This is a genomic window from Methylobacterium sp. Leaf123 (genome assembly GCF_001423405.1).
Classification (GTDB): domain Bacteria; phylum Pseudomonadota; class Alphaproteobacteria; order Rhizobiales; family Beijerinckiaceae; genus Methylobacterium.
Genome location: NZ_LMNS01000039.1, coordinates 135,068 through 156,488 on the forward strand (window position 1 = coordinate 135,068; position 21,421 = coordinate 156,488).

Genomic DNA, 21,421 nt, shown 5'->3' on the forward strand with positions numbered 1-21,421 from the left:
CCCCCTCTGTGCGTAGAGGCCCCCGGTGACGCGATGCTCGAAGATGAGCGGGGCGTCAAACGTGAGCGGCGCCTCCGGAACGGGCGGGCGGCCGGAGAGGGACGGGACGACGGGCAGGACGAAACTCCCGGATGCGGGTTTCGGGGATGGCGCTCGCTCAGCCGTCCTGGGCGGCCGGGACCGCGGCGATGCCGGCGCCCGCGGCCCAGGCGTTGAGATCCTGCTTGCGGATCGCCACCGCCATCATGTCGGGGAAGAGGTCCGGCGTGCAGGCGAAGGCGGGCACGCCGAGTGCGGCGAGCCGCGCGGCCAGCCCGCGGTCATAGGCTGGCGCGCCCTCGTCGGAGAGGGCCAGGAGCGCCACCACCTGCACGCCCGCCCCGACGAGGCGCTGCGCCTGAGCCAGCAACCCGGCCTCGACCCCGCCCTCGTAGAGATCGGAGATCAGAACCAGCACCGTGTCCTCGGGCCGGGTGATGCGCGAGGCGCAATAGCCGACCGCCCGGTTGATGTCGGTGCCGCCGCCGAGCTGGACCGAGAACAGCACCTCGACCGGATCGTCCATGGCGTCGGAGAGATCGACCACCTCGGTGTCGAACACCACGAGCCGGGTCGAGACCGCGGGCAGCGAGGCCATCACCGCCCCGAAGATGCTGGAATAGACCACGGAATTGGCCATCGAGCCCGACTGGTCGATGCACAGGATCACGTCTTTGAGCGATCCGCGGCTTTTCCGCCCATGGCCGAGGCGGGTTTCCGGGATGATGGTGCGGTACTCCGCCTGATAATGGCGCAGGTTCGCCCGGATGGTGCGGTTCCAGTCGATCTCGGCATGGCGCGGGCGGCGGTTGATGCTGGCGCGGTCGATCGCCCCGCTCACGGCTTGGCGCAGAGGTTCCTCCAGCCGCTTCATCAGCGCCTCCACGACCTTGCGCACCACGAGGCGGGCCGTCTCCTTGGTGCGCCCGCCGAGCAGGCCGCGCATGGAGATCAGGGTCGAGACAAGGGAGACGTCGGGCTGGACCGCCTCCAGCATCTCCGGCTCGGTCAGCATCCGCTTGAGGTTGAGCCGCTCGAAGGCGTCGCGCTGCATCACCTGCACCACGGAGGCCGGGAAATAGTCGCGGATGTCGCCGAGCCAGCGCGGCACGGAGGGGGCGGAGGCGCCCAAACCCCCCTTGCGGTCGGAATCGTAGAGGGCGCCCATCGCCCGGTCGAGGCGCCCGTCGCGCTCGCTCAGGGTGCAGCCGGTGCCCTCGGCCGCCCCGCCGCCGAGGACGAGGCGCCAGCGGCGCAGGCGTTCCGCTTCCCGCTCGCTCATGCGGCGTCTCCGGTGGTGTCATCAGCGGTTCGGGCCGGCTCGGGGCCGAGCAGAAGGCGCAGGATCGGCAGCACTTTGGCCGCGCGCGCCGCATCGAAGCCCTGCGCGCCCGCCGCCTCACCGGGAGCGGTCCCGCCCGGCCGGGCCAGGGCTTCGCCGACCGCCCGGCGCTCGGCCGGCGCCAGGGTCGCGAAGGTGCGGCGCACCAGCGGCAGCAATTCGGTGAAGAGATCCGCGTCGAGGCCGCAGAGCCAGTCATCGACCACCGCGAGCAGTTCGCGCCCGTGGATCAGCACCGTGCCGCTGTCTTCCAGGAATCCCTCGATCCAGGCGGCGGCCGGCCCCGCGCCCGAGGCCCGCGATAGGGCGAGGCGCAGGCGTTCGCCGGCTTCCGCGGCGGCGATGGCGCGGTCATCGAACAGCAGACGCACGGCCCGGCCGACGACACGGCCGTGGACGTGCTCCTGATCGGCCAGCGCCCGCAGCGCCTCCCCCCAGACCGCCTTCAGCTCCGGCTCCTCGATCAGCGCGACCGCCCCCGAGACGGCGACGATGCGCGCCTTGGCGGCGGCCGCCGCGTCGTCGTCGAGGCTCTGGCAGGCCGCGACCAACCCGGCGGCGGCGCGCGGGACAAGGCCGCGCACCACCGCGAGCACCGGCTCGGTGTCGGAGGAGCGCACGGAGCCGTAGCGGGCGAGTTCGGCCAGCGCGGGCAGCGCGTCCATCAGGTCGAACACATCGGCCGAGACCGCGGCGCGGTCGTTGAGCGCGCGGATCACCGCCGCCGTGGCGTCGGCCAGATCGGCGTCGAGCAGGGTGCCGATCAGGCCGGAGAGGTCGGCGACGCGGGTCGCCTCACGGGCCCGGACCCGCACCCGGCCAGCGGCAGCCTCGGCGACCGTGCCGCCCTCGGCCGACGCCGCCACCAACTCCACCACCCATTCCGGCTCCCAGGCGAGGAACCAGCCCTCCTTGAAGGTGCCGCGCCCGCGCGCCTCGCGCCGCGTGCCCCAGGGGATGCCGATCAGGGCGAGCCGGTTGAGGAAATGGCTGCGGGCGAGATCCGTTTCCTTGCGCAGGTCGAGGGTGATCTCGCCGGCGGAAGCGCCCGGCTTGAGGCGCAGGCGCTTGCACTGGGCCGCGAAATCCGTCTCGACCGGGGTGCCGGGGCTGTCCGGCGGGGTGGCGCCGAGGCGCTCGCCAATGACGAGCTTGCGCCGGATCAGCCCCATCGGCGCCGGATCGGCGAAGCAGAGTGTGGCCTGCGCCGCTTCATCGAGATCGTCGAGGGAGGGCCGGGACCGGCCGCGAAAACCTGCCAGCGCCTCGGCGAGCCGCGCCGCCTCGATCACCGAGGCCGGCGAGGCGTCGAGATCGTTCTCGCGCAGCAGCGCGGCGGCGCGGGCGAGCCAGCGGGCGGCGACGCGGCCCTCATGGTGCCACAGGGTGTCGTACCATTCCGGCGAGAGCACCCCGGCGCGGTAACCGGAGGCGAAGGCCAGCCGCTCGTAGGACCAGGGCGCCCAGGCCGCGGCGACCTTGGTCTTGGGCAGGTTTTTCAGGGTCGCGGTGTCGGCGCTGGCTTGCCCCTTGGCGTCATGGCGGGCAAGCGCCGGGACGTGCCACGCGCCACAGACCACGGCGATGCGCTCGAACCCGTCCTTGGCCGCCCGCCGGATCGCCGCGCGCATATGCGCCTCGCGCGCCTCCTCGCGAAACGCCTCCTCGGGGTCGGGCTCGGCGCCCTCGCGCAGGGCCGCCATCGCCTCATGGATCGCGGCGAAGACGTCGCCGTCCGCACCCGCGCGGCTCTCGACCAGCGCGTCCCACCAGCGCTCGCCGTCGGGATAGCCGGCGAGTGCGGCGAGTTCGCCGAGCGGATCGCGCCGGATCGCGGCCGGTGCCGGGGCGTCCCCGGATGGGGCTTCGGCCGCCTCGGCGACCGGCTCCGCATCGATCGGCGCGGCCTCGGGCGGGGCTTCCGGTGCGCCAAAGCCCTCGGCGAGCTGGATCGCGTGCGGCAGGTCGATGAAGCGCACCGCCGCGCCCGCCGCTACTCCAAAGCGCATCGCCACCCATTCCGGCGAGAAGGCCGCGAAGGGGAAGAAGGCGCATGTTCGCGGCTGGTCCGGCCGGTAGACGAGGAGCGCGACGGGGGGCGCCATCGCCTCGTGGAGGCTGAGCGGGATCAGCGCATCGGCGTCCGGCGGGCCCTCGATCAGCAGGCAGTCGGGGTTGAGCGCGTCGAGCGCCGCCTTGAGCGAGCGGGCCGAGCCGGGGCCGTGATGGCGGATACCGAAGAGGCGGATGTCAGGCATCGCGCCTCGGTGTGGCGGTGCGAAGACTCATGCGATGATTGTCCTCGTTGGTTAGGCGGAATGAGGCTTGGGCGCTGCATCGGCCGCCGCGCCTTCCCTCTCCCCTCTGCGGGAGAGGGTGGCCCCCGAAGGGGGTCGGGTGAGGGAAACCCGGCTTCCGCTGGTTCGGCGCCGACTGAAATGGTCACCGTCGCGCTGCCCCTCTCCCGCCCGCTCCGCGGGCACCCTTCCCCACCTAAGTCGGGCCTGCCCGACTTGGGCAGATGCTTGCGGATCTTGGGCAGGCCCAAGATCCGATGGGGGGAGGGTTGAGGTTCGGCGGTCACGCGCTCGCGCGGGCGGCCTTGTAGAAGTCTTTCCAGTCGCTGCGCTCCTTGACCACCGTTTCGAGGTATTCGCGCCAGACGATGGCGTCCTGCACCGGGTCCTTCACCACGGCGCCGGCGATCCCCGAGACGAGGTCGTGCGCCGAGAGGCGGCCGTCGCCGAAATGCGCGGCGAGCGCCAGCCCACTGCCAACGACGCTGATCGCCTCCGCCGTCGAGAGCGTGCCCGAAGGCTGCTTCACCTTGCTCTTGCCATCCGCCGTCACCCCCTCGCGCAATTCGCGGAAGATCGTGACGACGCGGCGGATCTGCTCGGCGCCCGGCGGCTCGGCGGGGATCTCGAAGGCGCGGCCGAGGGCGGCGACGCGGGTCTCGACGATGGCGATCTCGGCCTCGATCGTGGCGGGCGGCGGCAGCACTACGGTGTTGAAGCGGCGCTTGAGCGCGCTCGACAATTCGTTGACGCCGCGATCCCGGTTGTTGGCTGTGGCGATGAGGTTGAAGCCTTTTTGCGCCGCCACCTCCTCGTTCAGCTCGGGGATCGGCAGGGTCTTTTCCGAGAGGACGGTGATAAAGCTGTCCTGCGTCTCGGAGGGGATGCGGGTCAGCTCTTCGACGCGGGCGATGCGGCCCTCGTTCATCGCCCGCATGATCGGCGAGGCCACCACCGCCTCGCGGCTCGGGCCCTTGGCCAGCAGCAGCGCGTAGTTCCAGCCGTAGCGGATCGCCTCCTCGCTGGTGCCGGCGGTGCCCTGAACGATCAGGCGCGAGGTGCCGCAGATCGCCGCCGCCAGATGCTCGCTGACCCAGCTCTTGGCGGTGCCCGGCACGCCGAGGAGCAGAAGCGCCCGGTCGGTGGCAAGGGTCGCCACCGCGACCTCCATCAGGCGCCGGTCGCCGATATACTTCGGCGTGACCTCGAAGCCCGACGGGAGTTTGCCGCCGAGCAGGTAGGTGACGACGGCCTGCGGCGACATCTGCCAGTTCGGCGGGCGCGGCCGGTCGTCGGATTCGCGCAGCGCCGCGATCTCCTCGGCGAAGGCATCCTCGGCGGATTGGCGAAGCTGCGTGGCCTTGACTCCGTTGGTCGATGTCATCCTTGAGCCGTCCCCCCTGTGGTGGTCTCCGGTCGGAAGTCGCGCCGGATCGCGGCGCGTAAGTCCAGCACGCTCGTCAATCCCGTGAGCTGCGTGTGCAGGCGGTCACCCTCCCCCTCCGGCAGGCGCGCCAGGATCGCGGCGGCGGAGGCGGCGCTGTCGTCGCTCGGCCAGAGCCGGTCGCCGAGGCGGGCGATGACCCAGGGCTTGGCGAGATCGCGCCGCAGGGCATCCGACCCGCGGGTGACGAAGGCGAGCCAGTCGAGCAACGTGGCGCTGAAGTCTTCCGAAAAGTGCTCCGGGCCTTGGCCCAGCACGGCCAGCACCACCTCGATCTTGCGGGCGCGGATCAGCGCCGCGACGCGGGCTTCCCAGGCGGCGTCGGGCAGGAGATCGAGCGCCTCCGCCCACATCCCGAGAACCTCGTTGGTGCGGCGGACCCCGGAGACCTTGCCCTCGTAGGCCTCGGCGGTGATGTCGGCCATCGCCTCCGCCCAGGCCGGGTCGAGGGTGCGCTTGGCTGCCGAGAACAGCCCGTGGAAGACCGGGTCGGCCCACTCGCTGCGCAGGGCCAGCTCGATCCAGAGCCGCGGCGGATGCGCGGCGAAGGACTGGAGCGGCGCGCGCGCCAGGATCGCCCGCAGCAACCCGGCACGGGCACCGCCGCCGCGCCGCTCCCAGCTGTTGATCTCGACGCCGTCGCGGACCAAGTCCGGGCTCTCCTCCGGCAGGGTCACGACGAGACTATGCGTGGTGCCGCCAAGCAGCTTGCGCTTGCTCTCGACGCTCAGGGCGGCGCGGGCGCGGGCCGCCATACGCTCCGCGTAGCGCGAGCCGGGAAGGCCCGGCAGGAGGTGTTGCGCGGCGAGCCGCACACCGCCGGCCCGGTCGTCGAGGCAGGCCTCGAGGAAGGGCTCGTCGGCGGGCGACAGGCCGGTCGCCAGGGCGTGGACCAAAGCCTCGCGCGCATCGGCCTTCTCTTTGCGGAAGACCGGTTCCAGGGCGGCGCGGGCGCCTTCCGGATCGCGGGCGCGAAAGGCGGTGAAGGCGGCGCGGCGCTCGGCCACCGTGCCTTCCGTCCAGTCCGCTGCCTCGGACGTCTCGGTCGGGGTCTCGCCGCAGGCGCGGGCGAGCCAGTCGAGTTCGGCGCCGATCACGGAGGAGGCGGTCGCCGGCAGGCTGTCGCGCTGCTGCGTCAGCACTTGGAACAGCCAAGCGGGCGGGCGCACGCCCGTCGCGGCGGCGAGTTCGAACCATTCTTTGATGCGGGTGCGCGCGCTGATGCCTTCGGTGAGGAGGCCGTAGAGCCGCGTCGCAGCGGCGGGCGGACATTCGGGGCCGAAGGCGTCGCGCGGTTCGGTCGGCGCCAGCGCTTCCGGCCCGAGTTCCGTGCCGGCGAGATGGTGGACGCCCTCCGCCGCGAGCCGCGCCAGCAGGGCGGCAGCGGGATCGCTTTCCATGACGAGTGCGGTCAGCGGATTGGGTTGGCTAAGCGGCGCGCGCTCGGCCCCGAGGAGCGCGGCGGCGAGCGTCGGCTCCCAGCCATCCGTTGCGCGATCGGCTGCCTCCATCAGGCGACCTGCAACAGCACGGGCTGCGCACCCTGCGCCGGCATCGCGTAGAGGCGGCCCTCCGTCACGAGGGCGAGCGGGTGGAGGCCGTAGCCGTCGTAGAGGCCGAACAGATCGACCGGCCGGCCTGCCGCCACCGCGAGCAGGCTCGGAAGGCGCGGATCGGCCTTGAGCGCGAGGCTGCCGGTCTCGTCCCCCGCCGCGAAGGCCGTCTTGCCGCCGGACGCCGCGGTGGCGAGGCGCCCGAGCCGCACATTCGCGAGCCGCACCGGCCAGCGCTCACACCAGGGTGCGCGGGCCAACACCTCGGCGAAGACGTCTCGCGCTGCCGCGATGCTGGCCGCGCCCGGCAGCACGGCTTGTTCCGCCGGGCCGGCACGGCCCTCGCGGAAGACGGCGCGCAAGGGTGGGTCGCCGGGCTGGAAGGCGAGCGCCCCGGAAAAATCCTGGCCGGCGGCGGGGGCCGGCGGCAGGGGCGATCCGGCCGTGCCGTAATCAATCACCTGGGCCAGGGTGCCGCTCGTCCGGCCGACGAGCCAGACCGAGCGGGCGGTGAGGCGATCCTCGTCCTCGACCGCGTGGGCCAGCACCGCCCAGGTGTCGGTCTGGTCCGGCCGGGCGGCCATCTCCTCGGCGGTGACGGGGTAGCCCAGCGCGGCGCGCACGCCCGCCGCCTGCTCGGGCGACAGGGCGTCGAGGCGCCGCGCGGCCCGGAGCAGCAGGGCGAGCCGGCCGAGGCCGAGCCCGAGCGCGGCTTCCGGCCGGGGGGCGCCGGCTTGAGGCGCCGCCGCGATCAGCCCCGGTAGGGCGCGCACCCGGCGGGCGAGGCCGGGGGCCTGCCCATCCACGAGGCGCCCGGCCATGCGGTCCCAGAAGGCGTAGGGTTCGGAGCGCGCGGCGGCGAGCCCGCGCCGCATCAGGTCGCGCAGCCAGAGATCGAGTTCGTCCAGCGACGCCGCGACCCGGTCCTCGCGGGCCTGTCGGCGCTTGGCCTGCGCCCGCTCATCGACGGGCTTGGCGGGTTCCTTCGCCCGGGTCTCGGCGGCGGCGACGCGGCTCTCGCGGCCCTTCATCCAGGCGGTGGCCCAGTCCGGCGGCTCGGCCTCCGTGACCGGGGCGGCGGCATCGACCAGCATCAGGCCGAGCGCGTGCTTGCAGGGGAACTTTCGGCTCGGGCAGGTGCATTTCGAGGCCGGTCCGGCGAGATCCGCCACCGTGCGGTAGGGGCTCGCGCCGCTGCCCTTGATCTCGCCCCAGATCACCGTTCCCGCCCGGCCGAGACCGGCCCATTTCTGCGGTTTCGCCTGATCCTGCCCGGCCTTGCGGCTCGACGCGTCGGGGGCGAGATCGAGGATCTGGGCAGTCGTCAGGCTCATGCGGCGGCGGTGTGATGTCCGTCCATCGAATCGGGCGATAGGATCAGTCTAGACAAATCAGACCGGTGGGCAAGTTTGATGCGGACTTCTCTCCTGTTTCATGAGCCGGCAATCGCCCCGAAGCGGATAATCTAAGATTATTCTGAGAATTATTCCAGCATATCCGCCGGCGCCGATCACCGATGATCGCATGGGCGACAATGCGACCGGTGCCATGAGGCTGTGACGCGTGATTTCTCCCTCGCGCTCACTCCTGCTCGTCGGTGTTGCGCCATTCTCGCTCGAAGGGCAGGCGCCAAGCCTGCGGCGCGACGAGCTGGTGGATCGATTTCGGCCCCCAGGAGCCCGGCGCGTAGAGCCGCACCGGCGGGGGCGCCTCCAGCAGCGGCGTCGAGACCTCCCACAGCCGCTCGATGCCCTCGGCCGTGGTGAACAGGGTATGGTCGCCGCGCATGGCGTCGAGGATCAGCCGCTCATAGGCCTCCAGCACCTCGCCCATCAGGCCGGTGTCCTTCATGTTGAACTGGAGCGAGAGCTTGTCGAGCCGCATGCCCGGACCCGGCCGCTTGCCGTAGAACGAGAGCGACATCTTCGAGGCGTCGGCGAGATCGAAGGTGAGGTGGTCGGGCCCCTGCGCGCCGACACCCGAATTGACCGGGAACATGCTTTTGGGCGGTTCGCGGAAGGCGATCGAGATGATGCGCTGCCCCTCGGCCATCCGCTTGCCGGTGCGCAGGAAGAACGGAACCCCGGCCCAGCGCCAATTGTCGATGCGGCACTTGAGGGCGATGAAAGTCTCGGTGTCCGATTGCGGATCGACGCCGGGCTCGGCCCGGTAGCCGGCATATTGCCCGCGCACCACCTCCCGCGGGTCGAGCGGGAGCATCGAGCGGAACACCTTGTTCTTCTCTTCCGAGATCGGGCCGGGTTCGAGCGAGGTCGGCGGCTCCATCGCCATGAAGCCGAGGATCTGGAACAGGTGGGTCACCACCATGTCGCGATAGGCGCCGGTCGCCTCGTAGAAGGCGGCGCGGGTGCCGAGGCCCAGCGTCTCCGGCACGTCGATCTGCACGTGGTCGATGAAGGTGCGGTTCCAGATCGGCTCGAACAGGCCGTTGGCGAAACGGAAGGCCAGGATGTTCTGGGCCGGCTCCTTGCCGAGGAAGTGGTCGATGCGGAAGATCTGATCCTCGGAGAAGACCTCGTGCAGCCGGTCGTTGAGTGCCACCGCACTCTCCAGATCGGTGCCGAACGGCTTCTCCATGACGATGCGCGAGCCCGCCGCCAGATCCGCCTCGGCGAGCAGGCGCACCACGGTGAGCGCCGCGGCCGGCGGCACGCTGAGATAATGCAGGCGCCGGCTCTCCTGGCCGGGATGCGCCTCGGCCAGACCCGCCTCGGCGCGGGCCACCGCCGCGGCGAGTGCTTCGGCGCCGGCCGAGAGCGGCACATAGTCGAGCCGCTCGGCGAAGGCCGACCATTCCCCGTCCCGGGCCTGCCGGGTGAAGAACTGGTCGATCGCCTTGTGCGCGCGTTCGCGGAACGCCTCGACGCCGAGGTCGTCGAGGGACACGCCGACGATGCGCAGATCGGGGATGAAGCCGGCGCTGAACAGGTGGAACAGGCCAGGCAGGAGTTTTCGCTGGGCGAGGTCGCCGGTGGCGCCGACGAGGACGACGACCTGCGGATATTTCGGGCCGACGCCCGCCCCGAGCCGTGACGTGCGCGATCCTGCCAAGCCGGGCCTCCCTCGGCGCGCCGGAGATGCGCGCAGGAGTGAGGTAGGGCCAGCGCGATTCATGCCAAGCTTGCGCGGGCGATCCTGTTCGTGCCGAGGGCGTCGATCGAAGCCCTCCGGCACGGGACGGCCTGCATCAGGGCGTGTCGACCGTCTCCGGGCTCCAGCCGTCCTTCGGCTCGCTGTGTCGCTGCCAGTACCGCTCGGCCACTTCCTCCGCCTCCCCCGAGCCGGGTGAGACGAAGCCCGCCACCGTCGCGACGTGGATGCCCCGCTCCTTGAAGCCCTCGAACAGCCCTTGAGCCAGCGCCCGGATGCCGGCCGCCCCGTGCAGGAGGACTTCGCGAGCGCGGCCCTGGGCGCCGGCTTGTCCGGGATTGCGAAATACCAAAATCGGGTACACCCTGCCGCTCGGAGGGTGCCCATGACGCGAAACACGTCCGTCTCGCTCGGCGAGCATTTCGCACAGTTCATCGACCGTCAGGTCGAAGGGGGGCGCTACGGCTCCGCGAGCGAAGTGGTTCGCGCCGGGCTTCGCCTCCTCGAAGAGCGGGAGGCCGCCCTTGAGACGCTTCGATCCGCCCTGATCGAGGGTGAGGAGAGCGGTCCACCGGAACCCTTCGATACCGAGGCTTTCCTCCGGGAGAAGCGCGCCGGCGCGGTCCGGGGGTGAGCGTCCGCCTCTCGCCGAGAGCCCGTGCGGATCTCGGCCGGATCTGGGACGACTCGGCCGAACGCTGGGGTCAGGATCAGGCCGACCGTTACATCCGCCTTCTGGCCGCAAGCTTCACGCGATTGGCCGAGGGATCGGCCCGAGGCCGGGGGGCCGACGAGATCCGCAAGGGCTATCTCCGCCTCTCCGTGGGATCGCACATCCTGTTTTATCGCAGGGGCGCCGAGGGCGGAATCGAGGTCATCCGCATCCTTCACCGGCGGATGGATTTCAAACGCCATCTCTGAAGGGCCGCGCGGCTGAGCCGATGCGCCCCGGGCGCGGTGACGCATCGCGCGGACGCGCGATCGGCCCCATCTCGGGGCCATGCCAAGTAAGGCCTTCGAGACCACCGCCGCCCGCCTGCGCGCCTGCCGGATCTGCCGCGACGCGCCCCTCTACGGGGCGCCCCTGCCGCACGAGCCGCGGCCCGTGGTCCAGGGCAGCGCCACCGCGCGGCTGCTGATCGCGAGCCAGGCACCGGGCAACCGGGCGCATCGCAGCGGCATCCCGTTCAGCGATCCGTCGGGCCGGCGCCTGCGGGCGTGGCTCGGCCTCGACGAGGCGGGGTTCTACGATGCCACGCGGGTGGCGATCCTACCGATGGGCGCGTGTTTCCCCGGCCTCGACGCCAAGGGCGGCGACCGGCCGCCGCGGCGGGAATGCGCGCCGACCTGGCGGGCCGACCTCCTCGCCGGGCTGCCGCAGCTCGACCTGATCCTGGTGATCGGCCAGTACGCGCAAGCCTGGCATCTCGGCCCCCGGCCCGGCGGGCTCACCGAGACGGTCGCGGGCTGGCGCGCAATCCTCGACGCCTCGGCTCGGCCGCGGGTGCTGCCCCTGCCCCACCCCTCCTGGCGCAACAACGGCTGGCTCCGCACGAATCCGTGGTTCGAGGCGGAGCTTCTGCCGGTGCTGCGCGCCGAGGTGGCGAAGGCGATGGACGCGGGATGACATCCGCGCGGAGCCGCAGCCGTCCCGACTGCATCGGGCGGGCTGCGGCTCTCGGTCTTTCTTTCGATGCGCCTTCTCTCGACGGGCCGGTGATCCCTTCGTCGGAACGCGTTCAGAAGAAGAACGTCGTCGTCATGTAGCCGTAGATCGTGTCGCCGGTGTCTGGCGCATTCGGCGCGTTGCGCAGGACGTCGCCCTTGAGGAGGTAGGCGACGCCGCTGTCGAGCACGACCGCGCGCGGCACCAGCCAATAGCGCACCCGCCCCTCGATCTGGTGGCCGGCGAAGGTTCCGGAGCGGCCGGTCCGGTCGCGCACCCCGGTCGCCGCGAAGCTGTCGCTCGGGTTTTCGAGCCAGAGGCTGCGGTAGTCGACGAAGGCGTCCCAATCCGGGTCCGGCGCGACCTCGAACCGGACGCCCGGCGAGATCAGGTTCGCCCGCTGCACGGCGCCGTAGAGGCTCGTCGGGCCGTAATCGAAGCGCCGCGCGCCGTAGAGCGTGTCGAAGCGGGTGTAGCGGTTCGGGTTGGCGCTGTCGCCGCTGGCATGGTCGTAGTGGAGCGAGATCCGGGGTGCCCACGCGGTCTCGAAGGTGTAGCCGGCCTCGGCGTGCACGAAATAGGCCGACACGGGCACGTCGGTGACATCAGTGACGGCAGCGGTGTTGCGCGCGACGCCGACCTGACCGACCATTTCGAGTTCGTGATCGAACTGCCCCGGTTTGGGTACGCGGTAGAGCCGGAAGCCCGGCGTGAACAGGCGCCGGTCCCGCGTCCGGATGCCTTCGAGCTGGGAGCCGGAATCCCGTTCGAGCAGGCCGTAGCCGTAAGCCTCCAGAATGCCGCCGAACACGCCCGCCTTGGTGAAGATGCCACCGAAGAGCTGCGTGTCGAAGCCCTCGTGATCCCACGCGACGCTGTTGCTGAGGATGCCGGCGCGATCATCCGGCAGGCGGTAATGCGGCAGGGTGTAGAACAGCCGCAGCCGGTCCCTGGCCGCGTTTTCCCAGTCGTAGGCGATGCCGGTGAAGGCGTTGATAGTGTTGCGGAACTGGTTGCGGGCGATGAGGCGGCGCGAGCCGACATTCTGCGTGAAGCGCCCGACGGTGAGCGTGCTTACGGTGCCGATGCCCGCGACATCCGCCATGTCGAAGCCGAGATAGGCTTGGCCGAGTTCGAACGCGTTCACCTCCGTGGTGGCGATGGAGTTCGAGTTCCGGCGCTGGAAATAGGCGCGGCTGTCGAACACCTCGCCGCCGAACCGCACCGGGCCGGTGTCGTACTCGGCAAACAGGGTGGTCTGCATCGAGAACAGATCGTTGGTGGCCGGCGCGGGGGCGGGGCGGAACTGCCCACCGAGCCCTTCGGCCCGCGGCCGGAAGCTGCCATGGATCTTCCAGTTCTCCGGCTTGCCCAGAGCCTCGTAGAGGGCGAAGGCGGGCTTCTGCTGCAGGGCCTGGCCGGGCGCGACCTGCGCGAAGGCCGCCGCCGGAAGCAGGCCGCTCATCACAGCCGCGAGAGGAATCAGGCCTGCCACGGGACGAGGCGCGGACCGTCGTCCCGCGTGAAGCACGCGGCCGCATCTTCCAAAACCATCGAATCTGTAAGCTTGCTGCAGGTTAGCCCCGAACACACCGAACACAGGAACTCCTCGACACTGAATTTTCGTCGGATTGTTCAGGATTATGTTCGTTAGAGCTTGGCGTTAAAACAGAAAAGTATGCCAATTTTCCAGGCGGCGAGAGGTGTTCTTCGCGCATGAATCGGGCGTGGGCGGGAGCAATCTTTCGCTTCCGAGCTACGAGGAAGAACAGTATTTAATCCGCCACAACGGTGGAATTTCACGGTGAAGGCATCGCGCGACGGGTGCGCCGACCTCTCGCCCCACCCGAGATCCACCGTTGACAGACGGCCCTCCTTGGGAGGATCGCTGCCGGCGCGCCTCAATCCACGTAACGAGAGCCCGATGCCGGAGAGTGCCGACCCCCGCGACCGCCTGATCGTCGCCCTCGACCTGCCCGACGTGGAGCAGGCGGAGCGGCTCGTTGCGCGCATCGGCGACGCGGCGACCTTCTACAAGATCGGCTACCGGCTGGCCTATGCGGGCGGGCTCGATTTCGCCGCGCGGCTGGCCAAGAGCGGCAAGAAGACCTTCCTCGATCTCAAGCTCCACGACATCGGCAACACCGTCGAGGAAGGCGTGCGCTCGGCCTCCGCGTTCGGCGCGACCTTCCTGACGGTGCATGCCTATCCGCAGACCATGCGCGCGGCCGTGCGCGGACGGGGGGCGGGCCTGAAGATCCTCGCCGTCACCGTGCTGACTTCCTACGATGACGCCGACGCGGCCGAAGCCGGCTACGCGCTCCCCGTCGCCGGCCTCGTGGCCCGCCGCGCGGCGCAGGCGGCCGAGATCGGCATCGACGGCATCGTCTGCTCGGCGGCCGAAGCCGGCGCGGTGCGCGACCGGATCGGCCCGTCGGGGCTGATCGTGACGCCCGGCATCCGCCCGGCGGGCGCGGAGGCTGGTGACCAGAAACGCGTGATGACGCCGGGGCAGGCGCGGGCGGCGGGCATCGACCATGTCGTGGTCGGACGCCCGATCACCGGCGCCGAAGATCCCCGTGCCGTCGCGCAGCGCATCGTTGCCGAGATGGTCTGACGCGCCGCCGGCTCAGCCGTTGAACACCGCGGCGAGCTTGTTGCCGGTCGGATCGCGGAGATAGGTGGCGTACCAGTTCGGGCCGTAATGCGGCCGCGGACCCGGTGCCCCCTCATCGGTTCCGCCATGGGCCAGGGCGGCGGCGTGGAACGCATCGACCGCCGCGGGCGAGGGCGCCGGGAGGCCCATCATCGTGCCATTGCCGGCGCTCGCCTCCCTGCCATCGAAGGGCGTGCAGACCCACAGGATCAGTCCCTCGCCGCGCCCCGCCAGCGAGTATCCGCGCCATCTCGGGAACTCGGCATGCATGCCCCAGCCGATTGTCGCCAGAACGGCGTCGTAGAAGGCGTGGGCGGTCGCGGCGTCGCGGGCTCCGAATGTGAGGTAGGGCTGCATCACGGCGTTTCCGCTCCACTCAAGGGGCGGAAACGGTAGGATGCACGATCGAACAGATCAAGAACGATGAGGGCGTTCACGAGGCAGGCGCTCGCCCTCGCCGCGCCCGTCCGATACCAGGGTTCGAACTCGGATCAGACAGGACGGGAGAGGATGATGGCCAAGGGCTTCTGGATCGTGCGGGTCGATGTGAGCGACGCGGAGGCTTACAAGGCCTATGCGGCCGCCAACGGCGCCGCCTTCGCCCGGTTCGGCGGGCGCTTTCTCGTGCGCGGCGGCGCTTTCGAAGTGGTGGCTGGGCAGGCGCGGGCGCGCAACGTCATCGTCGAATTCCCGAGCTACGACGACGCCCTCGCCTGCTGGAACTCCGACCTCTACCAATCCGCCCGCGCCCTGCAGAAGGGCGGCGCCGAGGCCGACATCCTGGTGATCGAAGGGTATGACGGCCCGCAGCCCGACGTCTCCGAGCCGTCGCCGACGCCGGGCACCGCGTCGGAGTAGGTCCGCGCGTCGGGCGGCTTCAGCCGCCCGGCCGCAGGGCGCCGAGCAGGAAGGCGATCATCACCGGCAGCGGCGGCTCGATCGTGTTGGGCTGGCGGCCCACCAGCATCGGGTGGCAGTAGCGGGTGATCCCGGCCTGAAGGCAGGCCGCCGCGCTTTTCGGATCGGCGATGGTGAAGGCGCCCTCGCGCACGCCGTCGGCCACCACCCGCGCTAGCACCGCGCCGATGCGATCGACATGCGCCTGGCAGACGCTCCAGCTCTCGCTCATCGCCGCCTCGACCATCTCGTGGACGCGCGGATGCGCCTCGAAGCGGCGGCGGCAATCGTCGTGGAGCGCGGTGATGATCTGGGCAAGCCGCTCAGGCGCATCAAGCTTCGGCGCATCGGCGATCGCGACGATCATCGCCTCGATCTCGGCGGTCACTTGCTCGACCACAGCCTCGTTGATTGCCTTCTTCGATTCGAAGAAGCGGTAGACGTTGGCCGGACTCATCTTGAGGGTGCGGGCGATGTCGGCGACCGTGGTCTTCTGATAGCCGATGTCTTGGAACGATCGGGCCGCCGCTTCCACGATCCGGTCACGCGTCGTCGGCGCGGCGTCGCCGGACGACGGAAGAGTCTGAGCCGTGACGGCGGACATCGTTGTCAGTACCTAAGCTTCGACTCCGGCTGCTTCGAAAGCTTGCGAGTCCGGTCATCCGGTCCTCAAAGCAGAATTAAGCGAGCCATTCCACACACAAGCTCTTAGCCGGTGAAAGAACGCTGAAAATATGGAGCGGCCGCGCGCAGAATGCAGGCCCGCGCCGATTCGGACGCAGGCCTGGAATCCAATGGACCGCTTTCAGATCCTGGGACGAGCCGTCAGGAGCCGAATTGCGAACCGAGCTGTTCGAGATACTCGGCAAGATCGAGGCCACCGACGCGCCGACCATACTCGAAGCGCATCCCACGCCGGATATCGACCTGGGTCGAGCGGGTGTTGAGCGTGAAGGGTTTGACGCAGATCCAGGCGCCGTCGGTGCGGTGCTCGAAGAAACCGAGGATGTCGTGGGGGGCGGCCATGGTTCGTCTCGCAGATGGATGCGGACAACCAACGGGATACGGACAAAAGAGTTCAATCGTTCCGGCGCCGTTTCTCTCGAACAAGCTTGTCCGGCCGATGGGTTGAGCTTCGAATGGCCAAGCTTGTACTGAACTTCGCCGAAGATGGTCGGCGGGGCGGGGTCCGGTGATTGCGCCGGCTGTCAGCGCCGGCCCGTCGAGCCGAAGCCGCCCTGCCCCCTGGTCCCCTGTCCCCTGTCCCCCTGCCCCCTTTGCCCGTTCGGCTCCGGCGCGCCGTCGCAGATCGCGAAATCCGGCCGTAGGACGCGGGTGAAGACAAGTTGCGCGATGCGCTCCCCCGGCTCGATGCGGATCGCGGCGCCGCTGCCGGGCGGATTGCGGTTCCAGGCGGAGATCAGGAGCGGGCCTTCGTAATCGGCATCGATCACCCCGGTGCCGTTGCCGAGCACCAAGCCCTCCCGGTGCCCGAGGCCGGAGCGGGCGAACACCAGTCCGCACCAATTGGATTCGCCGATCCGCAGCGAGAAACCGGCCGGTATCAGCGCGGGCGGCGCCTGTGGCTCCAGCACGAGGGGGGCGTCGAGGCAGGCATGCAGATCGAGCCCCGCGGCGGCGGCACTGCCCCAGCGGGGAAAGCCCCACTCGGTGAGCCGCGGATCGAGAATGTGAAGGCCGACCTTCGAATCGGACTCGCGCGAAGGGGATTGTGACAAGAGGGGCTTCTCGGTGTCCGGGTGAGAGGGCGAGAAAGCTTTCTCCGAAGCGGCGGCCAGGGGCAATCGGGGGTGAGCGAATGGCGCGCTGGGTGGCGGGGCTGGATGGGTGCCGTGGGGCCTGGGCGGGTGCCCTGCTCGATCTCGACGATCCGGCGCGCTGGCTTTGCGCCCGCTTCCCGCGGGTGATCGACCTGCTCGACGGCCCGGAGGCGCCGGTTTGTGTCGGCATCGACGTGCCGATCGGCCTGCCCGACCGGGTGAGCGGGGGACGCTCCGCCGACCGGGCGGCGCGGGCGTTTCTCGGGGCGGGGCGGTCCAGCGTCTTCCCGGTCCCGCCCCGCGCGGCGGTCTATGCCGCGAGCTACGACGAGGCCAAGGCCCTGTCGCGGGCGCATTCGGAGCCGCCCTTCGCGCCCTCGATCCAGTGCTGGAACATCCTGCGCTCCGTGCGGGAAGCCGACGAATTGCTGCGCGCGCGGCCCGATCTTGCGATGCGCCTGCACGAGGTGCATCCGGAGGTCGCCTTCTTCCGCCTCAACGGCGAGCGGCGTCTCGGGGCCGGCAAGAAGGGCCCGGCCCGTGCCGAGGGCCTCGCCGCGCGCCGGGCCCTCCTGATCGCCGCCGGGCTGCCCGAGGTGATGGTCGGCGCGCCGCCCCCGCGAGGTGTCGGAGCCGACGACCATCTCGACGCCATGGCCGCCCTGGTGGTTGCCCGCGACATCGCCGAAGACCGCGCCGAGCCGCTTCCCAACGCGATCGAGCGCGACAGCTATGGCCTGCCGATCGTGATCTGGGCGCCCGCGCGCCTTGCTGTGCCCCTGCCTTCGCCCCTTCATGTGCCCCTTGCCGTACGGAGTTGAGCCCCGTGACCGACCACACCAACGCGGATCTGCCGACGCGCGACATCGCCCGCGCCCTGGTCTTCGATCCCTCGAACCGCCTTCTGCTGATCGAGTACGAGGCGGTGCACCCGATCGATCCGGCCGATCCCGATGCCCGCGGCTTCTGGTTCATGCCCGGCGGCGGGCTGGAACCGGGCGAGAGCCACGAGGAGGCCTGCCGGCGCGAACTCTCGGAGGAGATCGGCGTCGCGGAGGTGGAACTCGGCCCCTGCGTTGCCGTCTGCGACGGGCCGTTCCACCTGTTCCGCAAACCGCGTCATGCCCGCGAGCGCTATTTCGTGGTCCGGCTCGCGAGCGACAGCGTCGATACGAGCCGGCTGGCCGAGACCGAGGACAATCCCGTCCGCGGCACCCGCTGGTGGCCGCTCGATGAACTCGCGGCTTCCGCCGAGCGTGTGGAGCCCGCCGGACTGGCCAAGCTGGCGCAACGAATCGCCGCCGGCGACGTTCCGGACCAGCCCGTCCGCCTGACTTGGCGGGACGCTTGAGCTTCCTCTCACGGCATGCCAGCCGCACCCTGCGGCGAGCGCGCCGATGCGCGGAGGCCGCGCGCGCTTGTCCGGCCGGCATCGGAGATCGACGCCCCGGCCTTCGCCTGCGCCATCGGCCACACGCCATGTGCGCAAGCGCATCCGCCGGAGGGGATGGATTCGGCGGGTCAGACCGTTTGGTATGCGCGTCACCCACTCAGCAACGATGAAAGGACAACCGCCCATGTTTCCTCAGGTTCTGACCGACGGTTACCGCAGCTTCCTCGGCGAGCGGCTACCGAACGAGCGGCGCAAGTACGAGATGCTCGGCAAGGAAGGCCAGGAGCCTGAAGTGCTGCTGATCGGCTGCTGCGATAGCCGCGTCGCCCCCGAGGTGATCTTCAATACGGGTCCGGGCCAGATCTTCACGATCCGCAACGTGGCCAACATCGTGCCGCCCTCCCAGCCCGACGGCGCCTATCACGGCACCTCGTCGGCGATCGAGTTCGCGGTGCAGGCCTTGAAGGTGAAGCACATCGTCGTGCTCGGCCACGCCACCTGCGGCGGCATCAAGGCGGCCGGTTTCGGTGCCGAGCCGCTCTCCTCGGGCAACTTCATCGGCAGCTGGGTCTCGCTGGTCGAGCCGGCGACGAAGAAGCTCGCCGAGGCCGGCGACAGCAAGGATAAGGAGGGCTACCTCACCCGCCTCGAATACACGATGATCGGGCAGAGCCTCCAGAACCTGATGACCTTCGACTTCATCCGCGAGGCGGTCGAGGCGGGCAAGCTGCACCTGCACGGCGCGCATTTCGGCATCGAGACCGGTGAACTGCGCATCCGCAACCCGGACACCGGCGAGTTCGAGTCCGTGGTCTCCCGCGACGGCCAGACGCTCACGGCCTCCGCCCTGATCGGCTGCACCGCGGCTTAAAACAGCCCGTCTTCCACGTCCTGCTTCGGCAAATACGCGGCGCCTCCGAAAGCCTTCGGAGGCGCCGTTTTCGTGTTCGATCCGATCCGGTCGATCCCTTCGGGAGGGCGGCTCTCGGCTTAGATGGGATCTCGTCGTGCCGGAACGACGGGTCGCTCTTCTCGGGCGCCGCACGGGCCTAGCGAACTCGCCCCAGTCCATCGAGCGGGACGCGTATCGCTCCCAACTCTCGCCCGAGACCGATCCACGCGTCATCCGGCAAACGAAAAGAAGCGGCGAACCCGAAGGTCCGCCGCTTCTCTCAATTCGTCTCAGGCTGGGGTGCGCGGAGCCGCCTTAGCGGGCGCCGGGCAGGCGCTGGGCGTGGGCGTAGTGCTGCTGGAGCACCGGCAGGGCCTGCTGGGCGTAGTTGCGCAGGGCCGGGTTCGGGCCGGACTGGGCGTAGGACTGCGCCATGCCGATCGACATCTGGTGCGCCATCACCTGCTGCTGGCCGTAGAGGCGGTCGAAGCGGGCGCCGGGCGGGGTGGCGTTCAACTCGGCCAGCATCTGCTGCTGCTGCGGGTTCGGCTGCACCACGGTGGTGCCCGCGGTGGTATCGACGTCGAAGGCCCGTGCGCCGGCAGCCGCACCGCGGCTCAGACCGGTGCCCGCGCCTTCGAGTGCGCCGACCGGGCCGCCCTGCAGGGTGCCGCCGACCACGCCGGTCGCCACACCCGTGGCCGCACCGACCGCACCGCCGGCAATGGCGAGCGGAGCCTCGACCAGGCCGCCGACAAGGCCGCCGGGACCGGCCTGACGGGCCGCCATGTAGTTGCGCTCGCCACCGGCCAGGGCGACGTTGGCGGCCTGATGGTCACGCAGCGCCTCACGGGCATAGGCCCGCACCGACGGGTTGCGGCTCTTCTGCAGCGCGATCTGGGCGGACTGGATCTCGAAGGCATTTGCCTGCATGGCGTCCAGACGGAAATCGCCCCCGACCTGGGCGAAGGCGGGGGTCGCCATGGCGACGACGAGAGCGGACGCAGCAGCGTATTTCTTCAGCATACCAAACCTCAAATATCGAATTTTCGACATACGATCTGGCCTTGAAAACCGGATGAACCGGTCAAGGCCGTGAAGATCACTTCGACGCGACAACGACGACCTTCCACGCTGGTTCCCGAAATTTGAATAAGCTTTTTCATCCCGACCCCATCCGGGGAAAACTGGTCCTGGTGCAGGGGCTAAGGGCCCTGGCCGCGTTGATGGTGGTGGTTCACCACGCCCAGAACGAGGCTGCGGCCCTGGCCGCGCGGACCGGAATGGACTTCGTCCCACGCCACGGATTGCCCTGGCCGGCGGGCGTCGACATCTTCTTCGTCATCTCCGGCTTCATCATTGTCCACGCGGCCGCACCGCTCTACGGGCGGCCCGGAGCGCGGAGCCGCTTTGCCGCCCACCGCATCGCCCGCCTCGTTCCGCTCTACTGGCTGGTGACGGGCCTCTACCTCGCCCTCGGTCTCGCGGCGCCGGCCCTCCTCAGCGGCGAGGGCGGTACGCCCGACGTCGCACGCAGCCTCGCCTCGTTCCTGTTCTGGCCGATGGCCCGGCCCGATGGGGCGGTGCTGCCACTCTACGGCCTGGGCTGGACGCTGAACTACGAGATGGCCTTCTACGCCCTCTTCGCCCTCGGCCTCGGCTTCTCGCGGCGCGGGGCGGTGGCGTGGCTCGCAGGTGCTCTGGTGCTCCTCGTTCTCGCCGGGCGGCTGACACCCGCGCCGCCGGTTCCCCTCGCCTTCTGGTCCGATCCGATCGTCCTCGAATTCGCTCTCGGGGCCGGGTTCGCGCTCCTGCGGGCCGAGGGGGTGCGCCTGGGCTCCGTGGTTCGGAGCGCGCTCGCCGCGGCGGGTTTGTTCGGGCTTGCCGCCAGTGCAAGCCTGTCCGCCGAGCCGACGCTGCGCCTCCTCGCCTGGGGCCTGCCCGCCGCCTTCCTCGTGGCGGCGGCGGTCCTCGGCCGGGACCGGCCCGCGGCCGTGCGCGGTGGGATCGCCGCCTGGGGTCTCGGCGCGGCCGAGCGGCTGGGCGACGCCTCCTACGCCCTCTACCTGATCCATCCATTCGTGCTGCGGGCGGTCCGCGAGGGGCTGCTGCGCACCGGCCTCGCGCCCCTGCTCGGACCCTGGCCGAGCCTCGTCGTGATGGTCGCGCTGACCCTGCCGGCCGCCCTCCTCGTCCACCAGGCGGTGGAGCGGCCCCTGACCCGCCTCGTCCGCCGCGGGCTCGACCCCGCCCCCTCCGGCGAAGCCTCGAAAAGCGCCGTGACGCCCGAGCGATGAGGGCGGGGATGACCGCGTTATGGGCGGTTTTCCCGAACCCCGTTTCGCACTAG

General features: G+C 70.4%; 22 protein-coding genes. 9 read left to right on the forward strand and 13 right to left on the reverse strand.

Annotated elements, in window-relative coordinates; genetic code table 11:
• Positions 1–157: 157 nt before the first annotated feature.
• The 7 genes from ASF53_RS22760 to ASF53_RS22790 form a co-directional block, all read right to left on the reverse strand.
• Complete coding sequence (locus ASF53_RS22760; RefSeq protein WP_056204293.1) at positions 158–1,321, reverse strand: VWA domain-containing protein; 1,164 nt, start codon at positions 1,319–1,321, stop codon at positions 158–160.
• Positions 1,318–3,639 (reverse strand): DUF5682 family protein, encoded by a 2,322-nt coding sequence (locus ASF53_RS22765; protein ID WP_056204296.1) that lies wholly within the window; start codon positions 3,637–3,639, stop codon positions 1,318–1,320. The genes ASF53_RS22760 and ASF53_RS22765 overlap by 4 nt, the downstream gene beginning before the upstream one ends.
• A gap of 322 nt (positions 3,640–3,961) precedes the next feature.
• Positions 3,962–5,062, reverse strand: coding sequence for an ATP-binding protein (locus ASF53_RS22770; protein ID WP_056204299.1), 1,101 nt, complete (start codon positions 5,060–5,062; stop codon positions 3,962–3,964).
• The gene (locus tag ASF53_RS22775; RefSeq protein WP_056204302.1) at positions 5,059–6,633 is read right to left on the reverse strand and encodes a DUF5691 domain-containing protein; all 1,575 of its coding nucleotides are present in this window, start codon (positions 6,631–6,633) and stop codon (positions 5,059–5,061) included. Before ASF53_RS22775 ends, ASF53_RS22770 begins: the two co-directional genes overlap by 4 nt.
• The gene (locus tag ASF53_RS22780; protein WP_056204305.1) at positions 6,633–8,009 is read right to left on the reverse strand and encodes an SWIM zinc finger family protein; all 1,377 of its coding nucleotides are present in this window, start codon (positions 8,007–8,009) and stop codon (positions 6,633–6,635) included. Before ASF53_RS22780 ends, ASF53_RS22775 begins: the two co-directional genes overlap by 1 nt.
• Before the next feature lie 247 nt (positions 8,010–8,256).
• Positions 8,257–9,747 carry a glucose-6-phosphate dehydrogenase gene (gene zwf / locus ASF53_RS22785; protein ID WP_056204308.1) on the reverse strand — a complete coding sequence of 497 codons (1,491 nt, stop codon included), beginning with the start codon at positions 9,745–9,747 and terminating at the stop codon, positions 8,257–8,259.
• Between the two features lie 136 nt (positions 9,748–9,883).
• Positions 9,884–10,150, reverse strand: a complete 267-nt coding sequence (locus tag ASF53_RS22790) for a Rossmann-fold NAD(P)-binding domain-containing protein (protein WP_056204311.1) — start codon at positions 10,148–10,150, stop codon at positions 9,884–9,886.
• A gap of 21 nt (positions 10,151–10,171) precedes the next feature.
• Between ASF53_RS22790 and ASF53_RS22795 the strand changes: the two genes are divergently transcribed.
• The 3 genes from ASF53_RS22795 to ASF53_RS22805 all read left to right on the forward strand — a co-directional run bounded on the left by ASF53_RS22795 (position 10,172) and on the right by ASF53_RS22805 (position 11,413).
• Positions 10,172–10,420: a type II toxin-antitoxin system ParD family antitoxin gene (locus tag ASF53_RS22795; protein WP_056204314.1), complete on the forward strand. Its 249-nt coding sequence runs from the start codon at positions 10,172–10,174 to the stop codon at positions 10,418–10,420.
• Entirely contained in the window at positions 10,417–10,707 is a 291-nt protein-coding gene (locus ASF53_RS22800) for a type II toxin-antitoxin system RelE/ParE family toxin (RefSeq protein WP_056204317.1), read from the forward strand. Before ASF53_RS22795 ends, ASF53_RS22800 begins: the two co-directional genes overlap by 4 nt.
• Before the next feature lie 79 nt (positions 10,708–10,786).
• On the forward strand, positions 10,787–11,413 hold the full coding sequence (locus tag ASF53_RS22805) for a uracil-DNA glycosylase family protein (protein ID WP_056204320.1): 627 nt from the start codon (positions 10,787–10,789) through the stop codon (positions 11,411–11,413).
• A 112-nt stretch (positions 11,414–11,525) separates the two neighbouring features.
• On the opposite strand, the gene ASF53_RS22810 is transcribed toward ASF53_RS22805, so the two are convergent.
• Complete coding sequence (locus ASF53_RS22810; protein ID WP_286134655.1) at positions 11,526–12,917, reverse strand: alginate export family protein; 1,392 nt, start codon at positions 12,915–12,917, stop codon at positions 11,526–11,528.
• A 459-nt stretch (positions 12,918–13,376) separates the two neighbouring features.
• On the opposite strand from ASF53_RS22810, the gene pyrF reads away from it, so the two are divergent.
• On the forward strand, positions 13,377–14,069 hold the full coding sequence (gene pyrF, locus ASF53_RS22815; RefSeq protein ID WP_056204323.1) for an orotidine-5'-phosphate decarboxylase: 693 nt from the start codon (positions 13,377–13,379) through the stop codon (positions 14,067–14,069).
• 12 nt (positions 14,070–14,081) lie between these two features.
• Here pyrF and ASF53_RS22820 read toward each other — a convergent pair whose 3' ends face one another.
• Positions 14,082–14,465 (reverse strand): VOC family protein, encoded by a 384-nt coding sequence (locus ASF53_RS22820; RefSeq protein ID WP_056204326.1) that lies wholly within the window; start codon positions 14,463–14,465, stop codon positions 14,082–14,084.
• Between the two features lie 156 nt (positions 14,466–14,621).
• On the opposite strand from ASF53_RS22820, the gene ASF53_RS22825 reads away from it, so the two are divergent.
• Positions 14,622–14,966, forward strand: a complete 345-nt coding sequence (locus ASF53_RS22825; RefSeq protein ID WP_056204863.1) for a DUF1330 domain-containing protein — start codon at positions 14,622–14,624, stop codon at positions 14,964–14,966.
• 19 nt (positions 14,967–14,985) lie between these two features.
• Here ASF53_RS22825 and ASF53_RS22830 read toward each other — a convergent pair whose 3' ends face one another.
• The 3 genes from ASF53_RS22830 to dut form a co-directional block, all read right to left on the reverse strand.
• A complete protein-coding gene (locus ASF53_RS22830; protein ID WP_056204329.1) occupies positions 14,986–15,609 on the reverse strand; it encodes a TetR/AcrR family transcriptional regulator in 624 nt (207 codons plus the stop codon).
• A 221-nt stretch (positions 15,610–15,830) separates the two neighbouring features.
• Positions 15,831–16,031 carry a hypothetical protein gene (locus tag ASF53_RS22835; protein WP_003605412.1) on the reverse strand — a complete coding sequence of 67 codons (201 nt, stop codon included), beginning with the start codon at positions 16,029–16,031 and terminating at the stop codon, positions 15,831–15,833.
• Positions 16,032–16,213: 182 nt separating this feature from the next.
• Positions 16,214–16,744: a dUTP diphosphatase gene (gene dut / locus ASF53_RS22840; RefSeq protein ID WP_056204332.1), complete on the reverse strand. Its 531-nt coding sequence runs from the start codon at positions 16,742–16,744 to the stop codon at positions 16,214–16,216.
• A gap of 80 nt (positions 16,745–16,824) precedes the next feature.
• Between dut and ASF53_RS22845 the strand changes: the two genes are divergently transcribed.
• The 3 genes from ASF53_RS22845 to ASF53_RS22855 all read left to right on the forward strand — a co-directional run bounded on the left by ASF53_RS22845 (position 16,825) and on the right by ASF53_RS22855 (position 19,050).
• A complete protein-coding gene (locus ASF53_RS22845) occupies positions 16,825–17,607 on the forward strand; it encodes a DUF429 domain-containing protein (RefSeq protein WP_056204335.1) in 783 nt (260 codons plus the stop codon).
• Positions 17,604–18,137: an NUDIX hydrolase gene (locus tag ASF53_RS22850; protein WP_056204339.1), complete on the forward strand. Its 534-nt coding sequence runs from the start codon at positions 17,604–17,606 to the stop codon at positions 18,135–18,137. The genes ASF53_RS22845 and ASF53_RS22850 overlap by 4 nt, the downstream gene beginning before the upstream one ends.
• 226 nt (positions 18,138–18,363) lie before the next feature.
• The gene (locus ASF53_RS22855) at positions 18,364–19,050 is read left to right on the forward strand and encodes a carbonic anhydrase (RefSeq protein WP_056204342.1); all 687 of its coding nucleotides are present in this window, start codon (positions 18,364–18,366) and stop codon (positions 19,048–19,050) included.
• Between the two features lie 336 nt (positions 19,051–19,386).
• On the opposite strand, the gene ASF53_RS22860 is transcribed toward ASF53_RS22855, so the two are convergent.
• Positions 19,387–20,097, reverse strand: a complete 711-nt coding sequence (locus ASF53_RS22860) for a DUF4142 domain-containing protein (protein ID WP_056204345.1) — start codon at positions 20,095–20,097, stop codon at positions 19,387–19,389.
• A 170-nt stretch (positions 20,098–20,267) separates the two neighbouring features.
• On the opposite strand from ASF53_RS22860, the gene ASF53_RS22865 reads away from it, so the two are divergent.
• A complete protein-coding gene (locus tag ASF53_RS22865; protein WP_056204347.1) occupies positions 20,268–21,368 on the forward strand; it encodes an acyltransferase family protein in 1,101 nt (366 codons plus the stop codon).
• Positions 21,369–21,421 lie beyond the last annotated feature (53 nt).

Excerpts from the sequence above, each read along its gene's own strand:
- pyrF (WP_056204323.1), top strand. The coding sequence starts at position 13,377 with ATGCCGGAGAGTGCCGACCCCCGCGACCGCCTGATCGTCGCCCTCGAC.
- ASF53_RS22760 (WP_056204293.1), bottom strand. The coding sequence starts at position 1,321 with ATGAGCGAGCGGGAAGCGGAACGCCTGCGCCGCTGGCGCCTCGTCCTC.
- ASF53_RS22855 (WP_056204342.1), top strand. The coding sequence starts at position 18,364 with ATGTTTCCTCAGGTTCTGACCGACGGTTACCGCAGCTTCCTCGGCGAG.
- ASF53_RS22810 (WP_286134655.1), bottom strand. The coding sequence starts at position 12,917 with ATGAGCGGCCTGCTTCCGGCGGCGGCCTTCGCGCAGGTCGCGCCCGGC.
- ASF53_RS22820 (WP_056204326.1), bottom strand. The coding sequence starts at position 14,465 with ATGCAGCCCTACCTCACATTCGGAGCCCGCGACGCCGCGACCGCCCAC.
- ASF53_RS22860 (WP_056204345.1), bottom strand. The coding sequence starts at position 20,097 with ATGCTGAAGAAATACGCTGCTGCGTCCGCTCTCGTCGTCGCCATGGCG.
- ASF53_RS22795 (WP_056204314.1), top strand. The coding sequence starts at position 10,172 with ATGACGCGAAACACGTCCGTCTCGCTCGGCGAGCATTTCGCACAGTTC.
- ASF53_RS22845 (WP_056204335.1), top strand. The coding sequence starts at position 16,825 with ATGGCGCGCTGGGTGGCGGGGCTGGATGGGTGCCGTGGGGCCTGGGCG.
- ASF53_RS22765 (WP_056204296.1), bottom strand. The coding sequence starts at position 3,639 with ATGCCTGACATCCGCCTCTTCGGTATCCGCCATCACGGCCCCGGCTCG.
- ASF53_RS22775 (WP_056204302.1), bottom strand. The coding sequence starts at position 6,633 with ATGGAGGCAGCCGATCGCGCAACGGATGGCTGGGAGCCGACGCTCGCC.
- ASF53_RS22805 (WP_056204320.1), top strand. The coding sequence starts at position 10,787 with ATGCCAAGTAAGGCCTTCGAGACCACCGCCGCCCGCCTGCGCGCCTGC.
- ASF53_RS22835 (WP_003605412.1), bottom strand. The coding sequence starts at position 16,031 with ATGGCCGCCCCCCACGACATCCTCGGTTTCTTCGAGCACCGCACCGAC.
- ASF53_RS22825 (WP_056204863.1), top strand. The coding sequence starts at position 14,622 with ATGGCCAAGGGCTTCTGGATCGTGCGGGTCGATGTGAGCGACGCGGAG.
- ASF53_RS22830 (WP_056204329.1), bottom strand. The coding sequence starts at position 15,609 with ATGTCCGCCGTCACGGCTCAGACTCTTCCGTCGTCCGGCGACGCCGCG.
- ASF53_RS22770 (WP_056204299.1), bottom strand. The coding sequence starts at position 5,062 with ATGACATCGACCAACGGAGTCAAGGCCACGCAGCTTCGCCAATCCGCC.
- ASF53_RS22780 (WP_056204305.1), bottom strand. The coding sequence starts at position 8,009 with ATGAGCCTGACGACTGCCCAGATCCTCGATCTCGCCCCCGACGCGTCG.